General features: G+C 59.6%; 20 protein-coding genes. 11 read left to right on the top strand and 9 right to left on the bottom strand.

What is annotated here, in order from left to right; translation table 11 throughout:
* Nucleotide 1 precedes the first annotated feature (1 nt).
* The 11 genes from ACR0JW_RS08450 to ACR0JW_RS08400 all read left to right on the top strand — a co-directional run bounded on the left by ACR0JW_RS08450 (nt 2) and on the right by ACR0JW_RS08400 (nt 11872).
* Nucleotides 2-1096 (top strand): energy transducer TonB family protein, encoded by a 1095-nt coding sequence (locus tag ACR0JW_RS08450; protein ID WP_170825126.1) that lies wholly within the window; start codon nt 2-4, stop codon nt 1094-1096.
* On the top strand, nt 1093-2412 hold the full coding sequence (gene tolB / locus ACR0JW_RS08445; RefSeq protein ID WP_480713808.1) for a Tol-Pal system beta propeller repeat protein TolB: 1320 nt from the start codon (nt 1093-1095) through the stop codon (nt 2410-2412). The genes ACR0JW_RS08450 and tolB overlap by 4 nt, the downstream gene beginning before the upstream one ends.
* A gap of 87 nt (nt 2413-2499) precedes the next feature.
* Nucleotides 2500-3003: a peptidoglycan-associated lipoprotein Pal gene (gene pal / locus ACR0JW_RS08440; RefSeq protein ID WP_170678166.1), complete on the top strand. Its 504-nt coding sequence runs from the start codon at nt 2500-2502 to the stop codon at nt 3001-3003.
* Between the two features lie 4 nt (nt 3004-3007).
* On the top strand, nt 3008-3832 hold the full coding sequence (gene ybgF, locus ACR0JW_RS08435) for a tol-pal system protein YbgF (protein ID WP_170678581.1): 825 nt from the start codon (nt 3008-3010) through the stop codon (nt 3830-3832).
* Nucleotides 3829-5082, top strand: a complete 1254-nt coding sequence (tilS, locus tag ACR0JW_RS08430; RefSeq protein ID WP_170678164.1) for a tRNA lysidine(34) synthetase TilS — start codon at nt 3829-3831, stop codon at nt 5080-5082. Before ybgF ends, tilS begins: the two co-directional genes overlap by 4 nt.
* Before the next feature lie 75 nt (nt 5083-5157).
* On the top strand, nt 5158-7074 hold the full coding sequence (gene ftsH, locus ACR0JW_RS08425) for an ATP-dependent zinc metalloprotease FtsH (RefSeq protein ID WP_170613308.1): 1917 nt from the start codon (nt 5158-5160) through the stop codon (nt 7072-7074).
* Nucleotides 7075-7173: 99 nt separating this feature from the next.
* Complete coding sequence (locus ACR0JW_RS08420) at nt 7174-7770, top strand: MOSC domain-containing protein (RefSeq protein ID WP_480713807.1); 597 nt, start codon at nt 7174-7176, stop codon at nt 7768-7770.
* Nucleotides 7771-7914: 144 nt separating this feature from the next.
* Nucleotides 7915-9591, top strand: coding sequence for a formate--tetrahydrofolate ligase (locus ACR0JW_RS08415; protein WP_170678162.1), 1677 nt, complete (start codon nt 7915-7917; stop codon nt 9589-9591).
* A gap of 57 nt (nt 9592-9648) precedes the next feature.
* Nucleotides 9649-9954 carry a chorismate mutase gene (locus tag ACR0JW_RS08410; RefSeq protein ID WP_170678160.1) on the top strand — a complete coding sequence of 102 codons (306 nt, stop codon included), beginning with the start codon at nt 9649-9651 and terminating at the stop codon, nt 9952-9954.
* 52 nt (nt 9955-10006) lie between these two features.
* On the top strand, nt 10007-10897 hold the full coding sequence (folD, locus tag ACR0JW_RS08405) for a bifunctional methylenetetrahydrofolate dehydrogenase/methenyltetrahydrofolate cyclohydrolase FolD (protein WP_170678158.1): 891 nt from the start codon (nt 10007-10009) through the stop codon (nt 10895-10897).
* Nucleotides 10898-11125: 228 nt separating this feature from the next.
* The gene (locus ACR0JW_RS08400; protein ID WP_170678156.1) at nt 11126-11872 is read left to right on the top strand and encodes a LytTR family DNA-binding domain-containing protein; all 747 of its coding nucleotides are present in this window, start codon (nt 11126-11128) and stop codon (nt 11870-11872) included.
* 1 nt (nt 11873) lies between these two features.
* Here the strand turns inward: ACR0JW_RS08400 and pdeM are convergent, their stop codons facing one another.
* From pdeM to ACR0JW_RS08355, 9 genes are all read right to left on the bottom strand, one after another.
* A complete protein-coding gene (gene pdeM, locus ACR0JW_RS08395) occupies nt 11874-12536 on the bottom strand; it encodes a ligase-associated DNA damage response endonuclease PdeM (RefSeq protein WP_170678154.1) in 663 nt (220 codons plus the stop codon).
* 40 nt (nt 12537-12576) lie between these two features.
* Nucleotides 12577-14988, bottom strand: coding sequence for a ligase-associated DNA damage response DEXH box helicase (locus ACR0JW_RS08390; protein ID WP_170678152.1), 2412 nt, complete (start codon nt 14986-14988; stop codon nt 12577-12579).
* A gap of 40 nt (nt 14989-15028) precedes the next feature.
* Nucleotides 15029-16336 (bottom strand): ATPase, encoded by a 1308-nt coding sequence (locus ACR0JW_RS08385; RefSeq protein WP_170613292.1) that lies wholly within the window; start codon nt 16334-16336, stop codon nt 15029-15031.
* Between the two features lie 117 nt (nt 16337-16453).
* Nucleotides 16454-16999, bottom strand: a complete 546-nt coding sequence (locus tag ACR0JW_RS08380) for a prepilin peptidase (RefSeq protein ID WP_170678579.1) — start codon at nt 16997-16999, stop codon at nt 16454-16456.
* A 3-nt stretch (nt 17000-17002) separates the two neighbouring features.
* The gene (locus ACR0JW_RS08375; protein ID WP_170678150.1) at nt 17003-17854 is read right to left on the bottom strand and encodes a tetratricopeptide repeat protein; all 852 of its coding nucleotides are present in this window, start codon (nt 17852-17854) and stop codon (nt 17003-17005) included.
* Nucleotides 17855-17884: 30 nt separating this feature from the next.
* Entirely contained in the window at nt 17885-18466 is a 582-nt protein-coding gene (locus ACR0JW_RS08370) for a tetratricopeptide repeat protein (protein WP_170678148.1), read from the bottom strand.
* 7 nt (nt 18467-18473) lie between these two features.
* Entirely contained in the window at nt 18474-19448 is a 975-nt protein-coding gene (locus ACR0JW_RS08365; protein ID WP_170678146.1) for a type II secretion system F family protein, read from the bottom strand.
* Nucleotides 19449-19458: 10 nt separating this feature from the next.
* Complete coding sequence (locus ACR0JW_RS08360; RefSeq protein WP_170678144.1) at nt 19459-20427, bottom strand: type II secretion system F family protein; 969 nt, start codon at nt 20425-20427, stop codon at nt 19459-19461.
* 12 nt (nt 20428-20439) lie between these two features.
* Nucleotides 20440-21885, bottom strand: a complete 1446-nt coding sequence (locus tag ACR0JW_RS08355; RefSeq protein ID WP_170678142.1) for a TadA family conjugal transfer-associated ATPase — start codon at nt 21883-21885, stop codon at nt 20440-20442.
* Between the last annotated feature and the right edge of the window lie 2 nt (nt 21886-21887).

The raw sequence follows: 21887 nt of genomic DNA, 5'->3' as shown, positions 1-21887 counted from the left end.
GGTGGATACCGGCACCAAGATCTCGGCGATTGCCCACGTAGGTCTGATCGGATGGGCGCTGTTAGGCGGCACGTTCCGGTCGGAGCCTTTGCCTATGGCCGTTCAGGAGGTATCTGTGGTCACGGCTGAACAGTTTGCTGCGATGACCGCGCAACGCGACGCGCCCCAGGTTCCGTCGCCGCCCGTTGATTTGCAGCAGCCTGAAGAGCCCGAAGTGGCCAACGCCCCTGAACCGACACCCGAAGAACAACCAGAGCCCGAGCCGATTGTCGCGTCCGAGCCCGAGCCTGATCCTTTGCCCGAGCCCGTGGAGGCGCCGCCCGAGCCGGAAGTGATCGAACAACCCCCGACGCTGGACCAACCTGAACCGGAAGTCGCTGCGTTGCCGACGCCGGGTCCGGAATCCCTGCCCAATTCCGCTGACAAGGTTGCGCCCGAGCCGGTGGCCCCGCCGCCGCCCGAGGCAAAACCGGATGACATCGAAACCCCCGCCGTATCCCTGGATGAAGGGGCCGAGACCCAGCAGGAGCAACAGGATCAGACCGCGCCCGAGGAAGCCACGGATCAGATCGTGACCGAGGCGGAAGAGACGCAGGAATTGTCGCCCCAGACTTCCCCGCGCCCCCGAACGCGGCCCAGCCGCCCACAACCTCGGGCCGAACCCGTGGTGGCCGAAACACCGGCAGCCCCCGAAGAACCGGTGCAAAGCGACCAGCAGGCCATCGAGGATGCGCTGGCCGATGCATTGGGACAGGATGACGCGCCTTCGGGTCCACCGCTGACCAGTGGTGAAAAGGACGCGATGCGGCTGGCGGTATCGAAATGCTGGAATGTCGGATCGTTGTCGACGGACGCCTTGCAGACCGTCGTTGTGGTCGGCTTTTCTCTGACCCCGGATGGTAAGGTTGTTGGCGGCAGCTTGCAGTTGCTCGACAGCTCAGGCGGCTCTTCAGGGGCTGCAAAACAGGCCTACGAGGCCGCTCGGCGCGCTATTTTGCGTTGCGGAGCCAAAGGATACGACCTGCCTGCTGACAAATACGCGCAGTGGCAGGATATTGAGATTACATTCAATCCCGAGAGGATGCGGATCAAATGATGAAACTTCTGACCAGCCTCTTTATTGGCCTGACGCTTCTGTCGGCGCCGGTTTTTGCACAAAGCGGGCCGCTGCGGCTGGAACTGGATCAGGGTATTATCGAACCCTTGCCCTATGCCGTTCCAAATTTCGTACCGGACAGTCCTACCGCGGCACAATACGCGCAGGACATCTCGCGCGTAGTTGCGGCAGATCTGACCGGCACCGGGCTGTTTCGCGAAATCTCGTCGGATGCGTTCATCAGTCAGGTGACAAGCTTCGAGGCCCCGCTTCAGTTTGCGGACTGGAAGGCCATCAATGCCGAAGCGCTGGTGACGGGCGCGGTCAACGTGTCGGGAAAAAAGCTGACCGTCCGTTTCCGGGTCTGGGATGTATTCTCGGGTCAGGAACTGGGCAGCGGGTTGCAGTTTGCAGGCACCACGGATGGCTGGCGGCGCATGGCGCATAAAGTGGCCGATCAGGTTTATAGCCGGGTGACAGGCGAGGGCGGATATTTCGACAGCCGGGTTGCGTTTGTGTCGGAAAGCGGCCCCAAGGACCAGCGCCTGAAACGGCTGGCGATCATGGATTACGACGGAGCCAATGTTCAGTATCTGACCGACAGCTCTGCCATCGTTCTGGCCCCGCGCTTTTCCCCTACCGGCGAGCAGTTGCTTTACACAAGTTATGAAAGCGGCAGCCCCCGGATTTACGTTCTGGACGTGGGCCGGGTCAAACGGCGTGAACTCGAGACGCAGGACGGCACGATGAGTTTCTCGCCGCGCTTCTCGCCGGATGGGCGCTCGATCGTCTATTCGCTGATTCAGGGCGGTAATACCGACCTTTGGAAGATGGACCTTGCGTCGGGCCAAAGCGTCCGCCTGACGAACACGCCCGCAATCGAAACCGCCCCCAGCTATTCGCCGGACGGATCGCAGATCGTGTTCGAAAGCGACCGCTCGGGCACGCCGCAACTCTACATCATGCCCGCCGGCGGGGGTGAGCCGACGCGCATCAGTTTCGGACAGGGCCGGTATGGCACGCCGGTCTGGTCGCCGCGTGGTGATCTGATTGCTTTTACCAAGCAGAACAAGGGCCGTTTCCACATCGGTGTCATGCGTACGGACGGCAGTGAAGAACGCTTGCTGACCTCGTCCTTCCTGGACGAAGGCCCCACGTGGTCGCCCAATGGTCGCGTGATCATGTTTACCCGCGAGACCCAGGGCGCAAGCGGACGGGCGACGCTGTATTCGGTGGATATTTCGGGCCGGAACCTGCGCCCGGTCCGCACGCCGGACGGCGGCAGCGACCCGTCCTGGGGGCCTTTGCAGAATTGATCGGGGCAGCAATCGGCAAAGTTCACATGAAACTCTGGCTGTGCTAAAGAGACGGCAATAAACAAACAAATCCACGAGGCACCTGAAATGAACGTATTGGGCAAAATCCTGGCCTTGGGCGCGCTGAGCGTGATCGCGGCCTGTACCAACAATGATCCATCGGCACTGGGCGGCGGCGCAGGCGGCAGCGGTTCGATCCTGCCGGGATCGCCAAGCGACCCACGCTCGCCTGCCTATTTCCAGCAAACGGTCGGGGACCGGGTGCTGTTCGAGGTCGACCAATCCACCCTGACCACGCAGGCGCAGACCGTTCTGCAGGGGCAGGCCGACTGGCTGATGGCAAACCCGGATTTTGTGGCGATGATCGAAGGTCACGCCGACGAACAGGGCACACGCGAATACAACCTTGCGCTGGGCGCGCGCCGGGCGAACGCCGCGCGTGAATATCTGATCTCGCGGGGGGTGGCGGGTAGCCGTCTGACCACGGTCAGCTATGGCAAGGAACGCCCGATCGAGATTTGCAGCACCGAGGATTGCTATTCCAAGAACCGCCGCGCGGTGACGGTGCTGACCGGCTCAACACTGGGGTAAGATGATGCGAATTGCAGGATGGGTTCTGGCGGCGGTCGTGCTGACCGCCGGCGTGGCAAAGGCGCAGGATCAGCAGACGCTGGCGGATATCCGGCAGGAACTGACAGTGCTGCACGTGGAAATCCAGCGCCTCAAGCGCGAGTTTTCGACCACCGGCTCCCCGGCTCCGAACCTGTCCGGCAGTTCCGTACTGGAACGCGTTGACGCCATCGAGGCCGAGTTACAGCGCCTGACCCGGCAGACCGAACAGCTGAACCAACGTATCCAGAGCGTTGTGACCGATGGCACCAATCGAATTGGTGACCTGGAATTCCGGCTGGTCGAACTGGAAGGGGGCGATCTCAGCACGTTGGGCGAAACGTCGACCCTAGGCGGGGAAACCGCGACCGATGTCGCCGTCGCTCCTGCGCCAATTGAGCCGACCAATTCGGGTCAGGGTGAACTTGCCGTGGGTGAACGCGCTGATTTTGATGCAGCGTCGCAGGCGCTGGCTGATGGTGACTTTCAGTCTGCCGCAGATGGATTCGCGCAATTCGACACCTCGTATCCCGGCAGTCCGCTTGCACCCGAGGCGCATCTGAAACGTGGCCAGGCGCTGGAAGGTCTGGGCGATACCCGTGAAGCCGCCCGGGCATTCCTGGCGAGCTTTACCGGTGATTCCGAAGGGGCCTTTGCCCCCGAAGCGCTGTTTGAACTGGGCGCCGCGCTGGGGCGATTGGGACAAACCGATCAGGCCTGTATCACGTTGGGCGAGGTTGGGGTGCGTTTCCCATCCTCCAGCACGGTCTCGGACGCCACGCAGGAAATGGCGTCTCTGGGTTGTTCTTGACCCGAAGTGCAGCTTCTCTGACAGCTCAGATCCGCGAGCGACTGCCGAAAACACTGCCGCGCCGTATCGGTGTGGCGGTTTCGGGCGGCGGCGACTCGGTTGCGCTGATGCATCTTCTGCATGGCATGGCACAGGCTGAAGGGGTGACAGTTCTGGCAGCAACCGTGAATCATGGCCTGCGGCCTGAAGCAGCGGCCGAGGCAGAAAAGGTGGCCGCGCAGGCAGTAAGCCTTGGGTTGTCGCATGATACGCTGGTCTGGCAAGGGTGGGATGGCAGCGGAAACCTGCAGGATCAGGCCCGTCAGGCGCGATACACGTTGCTGACGGAATGGGCCGGTCGCAATGGGGTGGAGGCCATTGCCCTTGGGCACACGGCAGACGATCAGGCCGAAACCGTTCTGATGAGGCTGGCGCGCGCGGCCGGCGTCACCGGCCTGTCATCGATGCCGTCTGTTCGCGCACGAGACGGGGTTTTGCTGCTTCGACCGATGCTGGATATCTCGCGTCAGGAACTGCGCACTTATCTACGCGAGATCGGCGCTGATTGGATCGAGGACCCGTCGAATCACGATACCCGATTTGACCGGATCAAGGTGCGGCAGGCTCTGGCAAGCCTTGAACCGATTGGCATCACCGCGCAGTCTCTGGCCCGAGTGGCAGAAAATCTTGCACAAGCCCGTGATGCTTTGGCGCGGTATACGCAGGAATCCGCCCGCAAGATCACCGAAGTGAAAGACGGCGCTGTCTGCATTGATCCCGCAGGCTTTGCGGCGTTGCCGCGCGAGATCCAGCGCCGCCTTCTGGTCGCGACGATCAACTGGATCGCGGGAGAGGGGTATCCGCCGCGCCAGTCAAATGTGGATCAGGCGCTGGAAGCATTATTGAATCGCCGGACCAGCACCATCGGAGGCTGTCTGGTCTTCACAGAACGCGATAATGCGTGGATTTGCAGGGAACTAAAGGCGCTTCAGGGTGTATCGGCCGCGTGTAACCAGCCTTGGGACCGACGCTGGGTGGTGTCCGGCCCCACAATTCCAGATGCCGAAATCCGCGCGCTGGGCGAGGACGGGCTGAAACAACTGCTGGATTGGCGTGAAGCACGCTTGCCCCGGCGCGCACTGATGTCCACGCCTGCGGTCTGGACAGGCGATACGGTCGTGTCTGCCCCGCTTTCCGGATCTCCAAATGGCTGGCATGCCGAAATGATGCCAAATTGGCCCGAGTTTTATGCTATGATTTTATCGCATTGAACCTGCCACAATCCTCTCTATTTTAAGGAGCAAGCGGCGGATCCTCACCTGCCGAAATCTGTTGGGAGATTTTTCTTGGGCAACGCTCGTAATATCGCTTTCTGGGTCGTTCTTTTTCTGCTGATCCTGGCATTGTTTAATCTGTTCAGCGGACCGGGCGGTTCGCTTCAGAATAACGAAAGAACTTATTCCGACTTTGTCAGCGCTGTTGAGGGTGGCGAAGTCAAGAATGTGACACTGGACGGCGAGCAGATTCGCTATACCACCCAAAGTGGTGCCAGCTATGTTACCATCAAGCCCGGCGATGCCGAAGTCACCAAACTGCTGATCGACAAGAACATCCCCGTGCGCGCTGAAAAGCAGCAACAGTCGGGTTTCCAGTCGTTCCTGATCACACTGCTGCCCTTCCTGCTGCTGATCGGTGTCTGGGTCTATTTCATGAACCGGATGCAGGGCGGCGGCAAAGGCGGCGCGATGGGCTTTGGCAAGTCCAAGGCTAAGATGCTGACAGAAAAGCATGGCCGCGTGACATTTGACGACGTGGCGGGCATCGATGAAGCCAAGGAAGAACTGGAAGAAATCGTTGAATTCCTGCGCAACCCGCAGAAGTTCAGCCGCTTGGGCGGCAAGATTCCAAAAGGTGCGCTGCTGGTTGGCCCTCCGGGTACCGGTAAAACGCTGTTGGCCCGTGCGATTGCAGGTGAGGCTGGCGTGCCGTTCTTCACCATTTCGGGTTCAGACTTCGTTGAAATGTTCGTGGGTGTCGGCGCGTCCCGTGTGCGCGACATGTTCGAGCAGGCCAAGAAAAACGCGCCCTGTATCGTCTTCATTGATGAAATCGACGCCGTGGGTCGCCACCGTGGCGCCGGTTATGGCGGTGGTAACGACGAACGCGAACAAACCCTCAACCAGTTGCTGGTCGAGATGGACGGGTTCGAGGCCAACGAAGGCGTGATCATTCTTGCGGCCACCAACCGTAAAGACGTTCTGGACCCCGCGCTGCTGCGTCCAGGCCGTTTCGACCGTCAGGTCACCGTGGGTAATCCGGACATCAAGGGCCGCGAGAAAATTCTGGGTGTCCACGCCCGCAAGACGCCTTTGGGCCCCGATGTCGACCTGCGTATCATTGCACGCGGTACGCCGGGATTCTCGGGTGCTGATCTGGCGAACCTCGTGAACGAGGCCGCCCTGATGGCTGCCCGTGTGGGCCGCCGCTTTGTCACCATGGAAGATTTCGAGAACGCGAAAGACAAGGTGATGATGGGGGCCGAGCGCCGCTCGATGGTTCTGACACAGGACCAGAAGGAAAAGACCGCTTATCACGAGGCCGGTCACGCCGTGGTCGGCCTGACCCTGCCACTGTGCGATCCGGTCTACAAGGCGACGATCATCCCGCGCGGTGGTGCGCTGGGTATGGTGGTTTCGCTGCCGGAAATGGACCGCCTGAACTATCACCGCGATGAGTGTGAGCAGAAGCTGGCCATGACCATGGCGGGCAAAGCCGCTGAGGTGATCAAATACGGTGAAGACCATGTGTCGAACGGTCCGGCCGGTGACATCATGCAGGCCAGCCAGCTGGCGCGCGCCATGGTGATGCGCTGGGGCATGTCCGACAAGGTCGGCAATATCGACTATGCCGAGGCGCATGAGGGGTATTCAGGCAACACGGCCGGATTCTCGGTTTCCGCCCACACCAAGGAACTGATCGAGGAAGAGGTGAAGCGCCTGATCCAGCAGGGTTATGAGCGTGCGCTCGAAATCCTGCACGAGAACGGTGAAAGCTGGGAACGCCTGGCACAGGGCTTGCTGGAATACGAAACGCTGACGGGTGACGAGATCAAGCGCGTCATGAACGGCGAATCGCCCGGCGAGGGGGATGACGAGGGCGACAACACCGACGAGGGTAGCGCCCCCAGTGTCACCGCGATCCCGAAGACCAAGGTCAAGAAGTCTCCACCCGAAGGTGGGATGGAGCCGGAACCTTCAGCTTAAGAACACGGACCCGGGCAATGTCCCGGGTCTTTTTTCTTTCCAATCACCTAAAACTGGGTTTCTGTGCCGTGTTACCGCACACAGCCTGAAAGGGGTGACATGCCCGTATTGCGCCAAACCGAATACACCGCCGAAGTGACCTGGCTGGGGCACGTTCCTGCTGGCAATAGCATTCGGGCCAAGTCGGTCCAGACGCTGGATCTGGATTTCGCGGGTGATCCCGGCGCGCGGCACGAAGGTGTGAACCGGGCCTCCTGCGTTCGCATTACAAACCTGTATCCGAAGGGAACAGAAATTCGAAATGTCCGGCAGTTGTCGGTATTGTCAGCCGAGCAACTGGACGAGATTGCCGCCGAGATGAGCCTCACCCGGCTGGACCCGTCCTATCTGGGCGCCAGCCTTGTGTTGCGCGGAATTCCCGATTTCACCCATGTGCCGCCAAGTTCCCGTCTGCAGGCCGTAAATGGCCTGACGCTAACGATCGATATGGAAAACCGTCCCTGCATCATTCCGGGACGCGAGGTGGAAGCCGACCTGCCGGGACATGGCCCTGCCTTCAAACCGGCGGCACAGGGGCGCAGGGGCGTGACCGCCTGGGTCGAACGCCCGGGTCAATTGAAGCTGGGTGACAGCATGAAACTGTTCGTGCCGGATCAGCGGGCCTGGGCACCTTCCGGTGCCGGCGTTTCCGATTAGAAACGCGGTAAACACCCCGACGCCGTTTCGCGGCACAATTATGTCGGAATCCATAGCCATCCGCTTTGTACACGACGGTATGGATTGCACAGCGCCGACGCTCAGCGTCGGTTTTGCACGGCATTCAACCAGGGACCCTGCCCAATGAGCTACAAATCCGACATCGAAATCGCCCGCGAAGCGAACAAAAAGCCGATTCAGGAAATCGGCGCTAAAATCGGCATCGAGTCCGCAGACCTGCTGCCATACGGTCACGACAAAGCAAAGGTCAGCCAGGACTTCATCAACTCGGTGCAGGACCGTGAAGATGGCAAGCTGATCCTGGTGACCGCGATCAACCCAACCCCGGCAGGTGAAGGCAAAACCACTACCACCGTTGGTCTGGGCGACGGCCTGAACCGCATCGGCAAGAACGCGATGATCTGTATCCGCGAAGCCTCGCTGGGTCCGAACTTCGGGATGAAGGGCGGCGCTGCAGGTGGCGGTTACGCGCAGGTTGTTCCGATGGAGGAAATGAACCTGCACTTCACCGGTGACTTCCACGCCATCACCTCGGCTCACTCGCTGCTGTCGGCAATGATCGACAACCACATCTACTGGGGCAATGAGCAGGCCATCGACATGCGCCGCGTCGTGTGGCGCCGCGTGGTCGACATGAACGACCGCGCTTTGCGTCAGATCACCTGCTCGCTTGGCGGTGTCTCGAACGGTTTCCCGCGCGAAGCAGGCTATGACATCACAGTGGCGTCTGAAGTCATGGCGATCCTGTGCCTGGCAAACGATCTGAAGGATCTGGAGAAACGCCTGGGCGACATCATCGTCGCTTACCGTCGCGACAAGACGCCGGTCTACTGCCGCGACATCAAGGCTGAGGGCGCGATGACCGTTCTGCTGAAGGACGCCATGCAGCCGAACCTGGTGCAGACGCTGGAAAACAACCCGGCCTTCGTTCACGGCGGTCCTTTCGCGAACATCGCGCATGGCTGTAACTCGGTCATCGCCACCAAGACCGCTCTGAAAGTCGCCGACTATGTCGTGACCGAAGCGGGCTTTGGTGCCGATCTGGGTGCCGAAAAGTTCATGAACATCAAATGCCGCAAGGCGGGCATCGCTCCGTCTGCTGTCGTGCTGGTTGCCACCGTGCGCGCGATGAAGATGAACGGCGGCGTTGCCAAGGCCGATCTGGGTGCCGAGAATGTTGATGCCGTGAAGTCGGGCTGTGCCAACCTGGGCCGCCATATCGAGAACGTGAAGTCCTTCGGTGTGCCGGTCGTCGTCGCGATCAACCACTTCGTCACCGACACCGACGCCGAAGTGCAGGCCGTCAAGGACTATTGCGCCGAGCACGGGGTTGAGGCGGTTCTGTCCCGTCACTGGGAACTGGGCTCGGAGGGATCCGAGGATCTGGCCAAAAAGGTTGTGGAAATCGCCGATGCCGGTACTGCGAACTTCTCGCCGATCTATCCGGACGACATGCCGCTGTTCGAAAAAGTCGAGACCATCGCCAAGCGCATCTACCGCGCTGACGAGGTGCTGGCTGATTCCAAGATCCGCAACCAGCTGAAGGAATGGGAAGCCGCCGGTTACGGCAACCTGCCGGTCTGCATGGCAAAAACCCAGTATTCGTTCTCGACCGATCCGTCCCTGCGTGGCGCGCCCACCGGCCACTCGGTTCCGGTTCGCGAGGTTCGCCTGTCCGCTGGTGCCGGTTTCATCGTGGTTGTCTGTGGTGAGATCATGACCATGCCCGGTCTGCCGCGCAAACCCGCCGCGGAAACCATCTGCCTCAATGACGCAGGTGAGATCGAGGGCTTGTTCTAAGCCGCTGAATGAGACATCTCGTGGTCCGGGGAATCCCCGGGCCATGAGGAGATTGCGATGCCCACTCTGACACTGCCGCAAGACTGTCTTTCCATGCAGGAATTGCGGGTTCAGATCGACAAGCTGGACCGCCAACTGATTGAGATGTTGGTGACGCGCGCAACTTACATTGACCGCGCGTCTGAGCTGAAACCGGGCGAGGGTCTTCCGGCCCGAATTCCTGAGCGAGTTGAAGATGTGGTGCAAAAGGTACGTGTGAGCTCGGACAGACTGGGCATGGACCCTGATCTTGCCGAAGATCTGTGGCGTATCTTGATTGATTGGTCGATTGCACGCGAAGAAAGTGTGCTCGGCCCTGACTGAATGACCGGGCGCTTCTGGCGCCCGATCCGCTTTTGAAAGAAGGGATCAAAGGATGGTAGCTCAAGTCATCGACGGCAAGGCCTTTGCGGCCAAAGTCCGCGCGCAGGTGGCCGATCAGGTTGCAAAGCTGAAAGAGGAAAACGGCATCACGCCCGGCCTGGCCGTGGTTCTGGTGGGCGAGGATCCGGCCAGTCAGGTCTATGTCCGCTCAAAGGGCAAAATGACAGTCGAGGTCGGCATGAACTCGTACGAGCACAAGCTGGATGTCGAAACCTCCGAGGCAGACCTGCTGGCGTTGATCGACAAGCTGAACAACGATCCCGCCGTGCACGGGATTCTGGTTCAGCTTCCGCTGCCCAAGCATCTGAACGAGGATCTGGTGATCAACTCGATCGACCCGGCCAAGGACGTGGATGGGTTCCATATCTCGAATGTGGGCCTGTTGGGTACCGGTCAGAAGTCGATGGTGCCCTGCACCCCGCTGGGTTGCCTGATGATGCTGCGCGACCACCATGGGTCACTGTCGGGTATGGATGCTGTTGTGATCGGCCGGTCGAACATCGTCGGCAAGCCGATGGCGCAACTGTTGCTGGGTGACAGCTGCACCGTGACCATCGCGCATTCGCGCACCAAGGACCTGCCGGACGTCGTGCGCCGCGCCGATATCGTGGTTGCCGCCGTAGGCCGCCCCGAGATGGTGCCGGGCGACTGGATCAAGGAAGGGGCGACCGTGATCGATGTGGGCATCAACCGGATCGAGCGCGACGGCAAGAACAAGCTGGTCGGAGACGTCGACTATGCCAGTGCGGCCGAACGCGCCGGTGCGATCACGCCGGTTCCGGGCGGCGTTGGCCCGATGACCATCGCTTGCTTGCTGGCCAACACGCTGACAGCGTGCTGCCGCGCGAACGGTTTACCTGAACCCGAGGGCCTGACCGCTTGATCGCGGAAGATTGCGCGCAATTTCAGCGCGCAACCGATGCTTTGGAACGGCCGGGCAGGGGAAACCTTCCCGGCCGTTTCCTCATTGAGAGACAACATTAATTTTGAATAAACGGGTTTGAATGTGATCAAATCGGTGATAAGTTATTAAATCCAGTTGGTTAAATGCGAAATGCATGCCGCTCGAAGTGACTGTAACGGACCTCAGCGGATTGCCCGTCGGAACAATATGAAGTCAAAACTGAACCTGATCATAGCCGCTTGCACCCTTCAACGCGTGGTGGCTGGATTGGTTTTCGTTCCGCTGCTGGCTTACACATTTCCACCTTTTCTGGACGTCGCATTGCCGTTCGGCATGCGATTGACATTCTGGGCCGGTGTCATGGCACTGGCAATCGCCGCGACATGGCTTTCCAGAAAGTTCATCTATGAACATCTGTCTCAGGACTATCTTTCGGCCCGAGACGTTGTCTTCTCTGCCGTCATCCTGATCCTGTTTACACCGGCATTGTGGCTTTTGGCCTGGCTGCTGTTCACGATTGGCGGACAGGAAGCCCCAGGTGCGCTGGCGGTCTTACCTTACGGGGTGCTGTTCTCGACCGGCCTGATTCTGGTCGGCCGGACCGAACCCGGACATCCAAAGCCGACCGGATTGCCAGAGCAGATGCCGCGTCTGGTCAGACGTCTTCCGGCGGGTTTTCAGGGCCGGATCTATCGTCTGACGGTTCGGGATCACAATGTGGATGTCGTCACCTCTGAGGGTACGTTTACCATTCGATCGCGTTTTACGGATGCGATCGACGAGATGGAGCCGATCCCCGGTCATTGCACACACCGATCCCATTGGGTGACTGATGATGCAATTGTCAGCACCGAACGGACCGACGGAAAGACTTTCGTCCGGCTGCGTAACGGCGACCTTGTGCCGGTCAGCCGAAAATACAGACCCATGTTGGAACAGGACGGGCTGATCTGAACTAGCGCGGCATGGGAATGACCTGTGGCTGTGGCCCGGTCAGAATGGCTTTGGCCTGTTTGTCCATCAAGCCGGCCAACGCCGCGTCGGTACTGCGCAGACCGCCCGTAAACGTACCGTATGCCGGCATTATCAAACGTGCCTGATCCAGCAGGAACGCCGGCCGGGTGATGGACCGGCCACGCACGCGTAAGCTCGCCTTAGGGTGGTAGTGGCCCGAAACCTCGGCCCGGCCAGAGGGTTCGGCGATGTGGCGGAATACTAACGGTCCCAAGGAGCACTCGGACAGATGCGTTCCGCCCAGTTCGACAGGTCCCGGATCGTGGTTGCCTTCGATCCAGATCCAGTCCCGGCCGGCCTGCAGGGTGACGATCTGCAATTGATGGTCCGGGATCAATGACTGTGCGGCGTCCAGATCGTCGAAACTGTCACCCAGGCAAATGACCGTCTCGGCGCGGGTCTGGTGCAGGTCCGCCGCCAGCCGCGTCAGCGTGTCCTGTGTGTCATAGGGCGGCAGCGCGGCCCCGCCGCGCCGGGCCATCCGCTCGGACTTGCCCAGATGCAGGTCGGACACGCACAGCAATTTCCGATCGGGCCACCACAACGCCCCGGACCCCAAAGCGTGCAGGGATAGACCGGCAAAGGTAAACAACAGGCTGTTCATGATCCGTTCTTTGCCTTTTTCCCGACCCAAGGCAAGCGGATTAGCCGCTCTCTAATCCCGCAGCCTGCAAAAGCCGCGCGCTTTCCTCGGCCAATAGCCGTTCTTCGGCGGCCCCTTTGACGGGCACTTTGCCGACCTCAAGAAACAGCGGCGCGGCCAGGGGGGAAACTCTGTCCAGCCGAAGAAGATCGATGCGGTCGCCGATGCGCGCAATCATTTCCTCGATCCGTCCGAAATCTACCAGACCACGCATGGCCTCTTCGCGCGTGATCTGCATCAGCAGGTGGTCCGGGTCATATTTCAGCAGCGTGTCATACAGTATGTCAGACGAGAACGTTGCCTGCCGCCCGCTCTTGCGCTGGCCGCCGGTGTTCCGTTCGATCAGCCCCGCGATTGTCGCCGAGGCGCGAAAGGTACGCTTCATCACCGCGTTGCCTGCCAGCCATGTCTCGAGCCCCGCCCGCAATGCTCTGTGTTCGAACAGGGGGCGCGGATCGGTCACCGCATCCAGTCCCCAGATCAGCGAGGCATAGTCGGTGGCGACAAAGCCCAATGGTGCCAGCCCGGTTTCCTCCATCCGTTTGGTCAGCAGCAGGCCCAGCGTTTGCTGGGCGTTTCGCCCGGCAAATCCGTAGACACACAGATTTTCGCGCCCGTCATTGGGAAAACTTTCGATCAGCAGCCGGTCGCGTTGGGGCAGACGGGACATGTTGCGTTGCAGGGCCAGCCACTCGGCGGTGTGCGGCGGCAATTGCGGCCAGTCGTCCTGCGCGAACATCCGCAGGATGCGGTCGCTTAACTGCGTGGAAGTGGCAAACTTCGTGCCGGAAAACGTTGCGATCTTGGGTTTGCGATCAGCGCGGCGACTGACCTCGACAACCATCTCGCGCAGGCCTTCATAGCGGACGATCTGCCCGCCGATCAGAAAGGTATCACCCTGCGTCAGCGAAGCGGCAAAGCCCTCTTCGACCTCACCCAGGGGTTTGCCGCCCCGGTTGCGTTTCAGGCGCACTTTCAGGGTGTCGGTATCCTGTATCGTGCCCAGATTCATACGGATACGCTGCGCAGCGCGCGGGTCGCGCAGTTGCCAACGGCCATCGGGGCGCTGCTGCAGTCGTTGCCAGCGGTCATAGGCGCGCAGGGCGTATCCCCCAGTGGCACAGAACTCCAGACAGGCGTCGAACTCCAGGCGCGACAGTTGGGCAAAAGGCCCTGCCATCGTCATTTCCGCATAAAGGTCGTCCGCATCGAACGGCCCTGCGGCGGCGGCAATCAGAATGTGCTGGCACAACACGTCCCTTGGGCCGCGCCCGCGCGGTTCGCCATCCAGATCATGCGCCTGGACGGCTTCAAGCGCTGCAACGCATTCAACAACCTCGAACCGGTTGGCAGGCACCAGCAAAGCTTTGGAGGGGGCGTTGTATCGATGATTGGCGCGACCAATGCGTTGCACCAGTCGCTTGACGTTCTTGGGCGCGCCGATCTGGATCACCAGATCCACCTCACCCCAGTCGATGCCCAGATCCAGGCTGCCGGTACAGACAATGGCGCGCAACTCTCCGCGCACCATTGCGGCTTCAACCCTTTCGCGTTGCTGCCGGTCCAGACTGCCATGATGAATGCCGATGGGCAGACCCTCGTCATTTGCGAGCCACAGGTTGTGAAAGAAGATTTCCGCCTGTGCGCGGGTGTTGTGAAAGATCAATGTCGTCTTGTGTTGCCGGACCTGCTCTAGCACGGCCGGAATGGCATAGGCCGCGCCGCCGCCGGACCATGGTGGCATCTCGGTCGTTTCCAGCATCGAGATATCCGGGTCAGGACCCGGGTCAGCCTGAATGATCCGGCAGGTGTCAGGGTGGCGGGCAAGAAACCGGGCGATAGCGTCGGGGTCTTCAACAGTTGCCGACAGGCCCACACGACGCAGGGCAGGGCACAGGCTTTGCAGGCGCGCCAGTGCCAGCATCAACTGATCGCCGCGTTTGCTTTCGGAAAGGGCGTGAATCTCGTCCACGATCACCCGCTGCACGCCTTTGAACATGCGCGGCGCGTCCTCGTACGAGGTTAGCAGCGCCAAACTTTCGGGCGTCGTCAGCAGGATATGCGGCGGATCCACGCGCTGGCGTTTCTTTTGCGTGGCCGAGGTGTCGCCGGTCCGGTCTTCGATCCGGATCGGCAGGCCGATTTCGTCCGCCGGGCCACGCAGATTGCGCCGGATATCCGCCGCCAGCGCCTTGAGCGGCGAGACATAGAGTGTGTGCAGGCCCTCATGCGTGCCATCGGCCAGTTCCGCCAGCGTCGGCAGAAAGCCGGCCATGGTCTTGCCGCCACCTGTGGGTGCGATCAGCAATGTCGCCGGGTCCTGTGCCCGGTCGAACATGTCCTGCTGATGCGGATGGATGGACCAGCCTTTGGCTGAAAACCAGTCGGTGATCCGGGCGGGAATCTGCGTCATTTGCGCAGATTAACCGCCCTCGCGCCTGATTGGCACGGCGTTATTTGACGATTTTCTCGTCCTTGACGAACATGTTTGCCCAGGCCCGGTCGATCAGGTCGGGGCTCATCTGATAAGGGATGCCTTCAAATTCGCAGATTGCGATCATCTGGTCGATCAGGAAGATCGGCTGATAGTTCGCATAGATGTTATTGATCGTCGGGTATTTGACTTTCAACAGATGCACCAGCGCGGCCTCGTCCAGCGGCATGCCGCGTTTGCGGGCAACCATGGCGAAGATTTTCAGGAAGTTTTCCTGGTTCGGACCGTCGATCTTGATCTTGAAGAAGATCCGGCGCAGGGCGGCCTGGTCAAAGATCTCGTTCGGGTGGAAGTTGGTCGAGAAGATGACCAGTGTGTCAAAGGGAACTTCAAACTTTTCACCCGATTGAAGGCCAAGGATGTCCTTGTTTTCTTCCAGCGGAACGATCCAGCGGTTGACCAGCGCCTGAGGCGGTTCCGCCTGACGGCCAAGGTCGTCGACAATGAAGATGCCGCCCGTCGATTTCAACTGCAGCGGCGCCTGATAGGTGCGCGCGGTCGGATTGTAGACCAGATCAAGCATGCTGAGAGACAGTTCGCCCCCGGTCACAACCGTCGGGCGCTCGCACTGAACATAGCGCGAGTCGAACCGTTTGCGGCGGCGCAGGCTGTTGGGGTCATCGGGTTCCTGTTCGATCGCGGTGTGCACGATCGGGTCATAGACGGTGATCACCTGCCCGGCATATTCGATGGCCCAGGGCACATAGACATTGTCCCCCAGCGCGTCGCGGATACCGTTCGAGATCGAGGATTTACCATTGCCCGGCGGGCCATACATCAGGATCGACCGGCCGGCGCTGACCGCCGGGCCCAAATGGTCAAGCAGGCTGTCGGGCAGAACCAGATGACCCATCGCACCGGTCAGTTGCTCACGCGTGACCTGAATGTTGCGAATCGACTGGCGCTTGACCTGCTCGCGATACACGTCCAGCGGTACTGGCATGGCGCCGAAATACTCCGACTGGCTCAACGCGTCCAACGCACGTGCCTTTCCCGCATCGGTCAGTTGGTAACCCATTTCGTTGCCGCTGTTTGCGTTCAGGGTGCCGGTCGCCTCAAGCAGTTTCTGATCGCGGGTGATATCGACCAGTTCCTGCGTAACGGAACCCGGAAGACAGATGGCTGCGGCGATCTCGGACACGGTGTCGACGTTCTTGCGAAAGATCGTCTTGAGCAAAATGTCCCGCATCATCACCAGCGGAAGCTGCATTTCACCCAGCCCCTTTGGGGCAGGGGGGGCCATAACGGAAGTGGTCTGCATATTCATGAGCGTGGCTCGTCTATCCCGGTTTCACGTCAACCGGCCCTGAACGGGCCGCTTGCGGAAAATTTGGCCCGCCTTTGTGGCAGGACCAAGGCGGGGGCAAGGCGCGCTGATGATAGTTCACGAACCGTAAACAGTTCCCAATATCAGATACATGGCCAAAGCGCCTGCCAGGGCCAGACCCATTGGAAATTGCCGGCCACGGTCCCAGCTTTCCCAATGCGGTGCAATACTGCGCAGACGGGTGTTCTTGGCCAGGCGATGGGTTGCCACGGCGGCCAGAAGGGTCGCTGTCAGAACGGCCAACAGGATAAAAGCGTCGGCAAACCAGACGAAAGGAGAGGCAGCAGCCAGGAACTTGGCGTCTCCCGCGCCCATGACCCCTGCCGCGTTAAGGACGATGCCAACAAGCAGAACAATGACAATATGCAGCAGTTGCCACAGATAGAGGGGCAAAGTGACGGGTAAGGGGCCAATACGCCCGCTTAACCACTCCTGCGACCACGGCGGCAGGACAAACAGGCCGATGACGGCATATACTATCGCCAGCGCCAGAACCGCGTGATTCTTGATCCGCATTTCACGCATATCAGTGAAAGCGACGTAAAAGCAGATTGGCAGCACAAATGGCAGGAACCACGCAGCTGCAACCGCAGGGATATGCATCAATCAGGCTTCCTCGAGCGCACGCAGCGAACGGACGGCTTCGTCGAAATGTTGCGGGTGGGTGGCAATGGCTTCGCGGAACAGGTTCTTGGCCGTGTTCACATCCCCTTGCTTGACCGCCGAGATCCCCATCGTATTCAGCAACTGGGCGCGCTCGACCTGGGTCATTGGAATGACCGGCATGGTGTAGTTTCTCTGGGCCGATCTGGCCAGGACAAGGTTGTTCTTGGCGGTGAACAGGGATTTGTCGTGCCGGATCGCTTCAGTAAACAGGCGTTCGGCCTCGGCATACTGGCCGCGTGTCAGCTTTGAATAACCCCAGTTGTTCATCACACTGCCCGGGCGCGTCGTCAGGCCCACGGCGGTTTCGTAGAAATGATCTGCCCGCTTCCAGCTTTCCTGCGAATCCGCCACCAACGCCTCGAGACGATAGCGCTTGAATGTCTCAAATGTGGGTGGGACTGAATCCAGCACAGCCTCGGCCTCTTTCCAGTTGCCGCCGCGAACCAGAGCGTCTGCATACTCGACCTTGTCCGCGTTGGTCGAGCCTTTCATGCCTGTGACCTTCTTCCAGGCGGCAGAAGCTTCGGTTGTGCGTTTGGCGCGTGACAGAGATATCGCCAGACCCCGCTGCAGGTCGATGCGATCAGGGTTCTTGGTGGCCGCATTGTGGAAATATGTGACCGCCTCGTTCGGGTCGGCCGCACTCAGCAACACGTCATTCAGATTGGTTTCATCTATGACGTTTACTTCCTGAAATGTACGCTCGACCTTTTCTTCTTCGGTCTCTTTGGCGCATGCCGATACAATCAATCCGCATATGACGATCGACGGAATCAAGAATTGTTGGCGCATTTTTGCGTCCTTTACTGCTCTTGTCTCTGGTTACGGGAGCTTGCGAAGCGTAAATTGCCCGTCGCCTTGCTGCTCCAGCGTATATTCTTGTTCTTGTGAGGTATTATTATCAGGATTTTCCATTTTTGCGAGTGCTAACCGCAGATTGTCGCGGATTGCGTCACTTTCGCCATTGTCCAGCGCATAAGCGCGCTGAAACACCTGGGCCGCTTCGGGATATTGCCCGGTTTCCATCAGCAGAACGCCCAGATTATTCCAGGCCACCGGCCAATCGGTATCATCCTTGACGGCCCGTCTCAGCAGGGTTTCAGCCTGGCCAAGACGCTTCAGGCCCAGATTTGCCGTGCCCATCGATGTCAGGATTTGCGGCGTCATCCCCTGTTCCAGAGCGGCGCGGGTAAAGGACTTGAGCGCCAGTTCGTACTCGCCAGCGGCCATCAAGCGGTTACCAACCTCAATTTCGTCTTCGGCCTGTCCCCCGTGGTCAATGCCCGGAGCCTCCAGATCGCCGGAACGATCGGTCTCTGTGCAAGAGGCCACCATGGCGAAAACCAGGGTGGCCTGAAAGATGCGGCGGAGCCCGGTCCGGGCGCAGCATCGAAATGGGTTCATCAGGTTACTACCGGCCGAAAGTCGAAATAACGTTTGCCGAAGGCCCGACAAGAATAACCAGCAAAGGCGGAACTGTCAGTCCCATTGTGACAAGCGTCATTTTGGTTGGCAGCTTGTTCGCAGCCTCTTCCGCGCGCATGACGCGCTTGTCGCGCATCTCGCCCGCATACACCCGCAGGGCTTCTGCAATTGATGTACCAAAGGTCGCCGACTGGATCATCACCGTGACGAACGAGTTGACGTCCTGCACGCCACAACGGGTGCCAAAGTCACGCAGGACGGTATCCTTGTCCTTACCCGCTTTCATCTCGTAAGCGACGATCTCGAACTCCTGCGCAATGTCGGGGTACGAGGCTTTCATTTCGTTTGACACCCGAACAATGGCCTGATCGAGGGACTGACCGGCCTCCACACAAACCAGCATCAGGTCAAGCGTGTCGGGAAAGGCTTGCGTAATCTTCTCTTTCCGCTCTTCGATGCGGCGCGTGATCCAGTATTTGGGGATCATGTAGCCGACACCGCCGGGCACCAGCACGCGCACCAGAATTTGCTGGGTGGTGAATTCCTGCGTTCCCGCGAACACCGTTACCAGCAGAACGCCGACAATGATGCCGATGATCCCAAGGGAGAACTGTGCAAAGTGGAAAAAACGCACCGCATCCTTGGTCTGGTACCCTGCCTGCCGCAGCTTGAGCTGCATTGCCGACAGCTCTTCCTGATCTTTCGGTTCCAGAAAGGTCGCGAATTTTTCAAGCTGCTCGTTCCGACCGGCGTTCCGCAACTGGTCTTTCTTGGCCTTTTTTCCCTTCTTGGGCGCGGCATTCGAACGCTGCAGCTTTTTGAGCGGATCCTCGGGCTGGTTCAGCATCAGAGGGATAGTGACCAGGATCATGAACAACCCCAGAACACCGACCACGATCAGTGGTCCAAACTCGCCCAGATGCTCGGTCAGCAAGTCATTGATGCGGGTCAGGATTTCCATTGCTGTGCCCTCAAACCTTGATGTTGGTGATGATTTTCATGACGATCAGGTTCAGCGTCAGCGTGATGCCAACAAAGAAACACATCGGAATGAACCAGGGATGGTCGAGAACGCCGTCATAATAGCCGGGATCCTTGACCAGTATGAAAGCCAGACAGCCCAGCGGGAAGGCCGACAGGAATTTACCGGACCACTGTGCCTCGGCCGTGATCGCCTTGACGCGGCGAAACAGGCGGAATCGGGCACGGATAACCTGTGCAAGACCGGCCAGAATCTCTGCGAGGTTACCGCCGGATTGCTGCTGGATGCCCACGGCAACCGCCAAAAACCGCAAATCCTGCATGTCCAGACGTTCGGCCATGTCTTTCAAGGCTTCGCCAACGTCGCGGCCATAGGCGCATTCATCGGCGATGACGCCAAACTCGGTTCCCAGCGGGTCCTGAACCTCGGTGGCAACAACCTGAATCGTTGAGACGAAGGGGTTGCCGACACGCAGCGAGCGAACCATCAGTTCCACGGCTTCGGGCAATTGTTCTTCGATCATGCCCATGCGTTTCTTGGCCTTTTGGTTCACCCACGCATAAACGCTGCCAACACCGATTGCGACGGAAATGGCCGCCCGTAAGGCGGTATCGGTGGCTGTGCCGATGCTCAGCCCCATGAACGCGACCCCGGATACAAGGCACATGATCATGATCAATTGCCGGGGCGAAAACGCAATCGCCGCCTTCTGCGCCTTGTCGGCCAGAAGGGAATAGAGCGGGATGCTCTGCGATTTCATATGCTGCTGCATTTCCTTGCGCAGCTGTTCCAGAACCTGTTCACGCCCGACACCTTTGTCGAGCATGTCGAGGCGGCGGTTTACCCGGCTGTTAAGGCTGATGGATTTGCCGAACGCGACCAGGTAGATACCTTCGACCAGGGCCAGAACGCCCACGAAGATCGCGACATAGATCAATGCCTCCATAGGCAGTTGCATATCCTTGATCTCCTACATTGTGGTTGGGTCGTAAATGGACGCGGGCAGGTCAAAGCCCCACAGGCGGAAGCGCTCGGAGTAGTGGCTGCGCACACCGGTTGCGGTGAAGTGACCGATAATCTTGTTGTCAGGTGTCAGGCCAACACGTTGAAAACGAAAGATTTCTTGCATGGAAATCACATCGCCTTCCATCCCGGTGATCTCGGTGATCGATGTCATGCGGCGCGAACCGTCCTGCAAGCGGCTGGCCTGTACGATCAGGTTCACAGCGCTGGCAATCTGGCTGCGCACGGCCTTGATCGGCATCTCGATCCCGGCCATCGCGATCATGTTTTCCAGACGCGAGATCCCGTCGCGGGCTGAGTTGGCGTGGATCGTAGTCATTGACCCGTCGTGGCCAGTGTTCATGGCCTGCAACATGTCGATCACCTCGGCACCACGCGTCTCACCCACGATGATACGGTCGGGGCGCATCCGCAGGGCGTTTTTGAGACAGTCGCGCGGGCTGACTTCGCCTTTGCCTTCCACGTTGGGCGGACGACTTTCCATCCGGCCCACATGGGTCTGCTGCAGCTGAAGTTCCGCTGTATCTTCGATCGTCAGGATGCGTTCGGCGTCGTCAATGAAGCTGGACAGGGCGTTCAGGGTGGTCGTTTTACCGGAACCAGTACCGCCCGAGACGATAACGTTCAGGCGCGTAGACACCGCAGCTTGAAGATAGGCAGCCATTTCTTCGCTGAACGCACCGAAATTGACCAGATCATCGATGCCCAGCTTGTCCTTTTTGAACTTACGAATGGATACCAGAGATCCGTCCACCGCAATCGGCGGCACCATGGCGTTGAAACGCGATCCGTCAGCAAGACGGGCGTCAACATAAGGGTTAGATTCATCGACCCGGCGACCCACGGCGGACACGATCTTGTCGATGATCCGCATCAGGTGCTTTTCGTCCTTGAAGGTGATGTCGCTGAGTTGCAGCTTGCCGTCGCGTTCTACGAAGATCTGCTGCGGACCGTTCACCAGAATATCGTTGACCGTGTCATCCTGCAGCAAGGTCTCCAAAGGCCCAAGCCCTGTGACCTCGTCATAAAGTTCCTTGTTGAGCTGCGAACGGTCTTCGCGGTTCAGAACGATGTTGCGCGATTCGAGAACTTCGCTGGCAATGGCGCTGATCTCGGCCCGAAGTTCTGCCTCGGCGGCAGATTCCAGCGCCGAGAGGTTCAGGTTTTCAAGCAATTCGCGATGCAGATCGATCTTGATTTCACTCAAGCGTTCCTTGCGCTTGCGGTCACGGTCGGAAGATGAGGCCTCGGCGGCCTTTTTTTGCACCGGTTTGCGGACAACCGCCGTTGTGGCAGAGGCAGGAGCGTTTGCCGCGGCCGGGGTGGCCTCGGGGGCTTTGGCCGCTGTCTTGACCGGCTGCGCATCAGGCTGCTTCTTGTATCTCGAAAACATGA

The sequence above is a fragment of the Ruegeria sp. BG6 genome (assembly GCF_056538465.1).
This window is presented reverse-complemented; position numbering and strand designations above follow the sequence as displayed.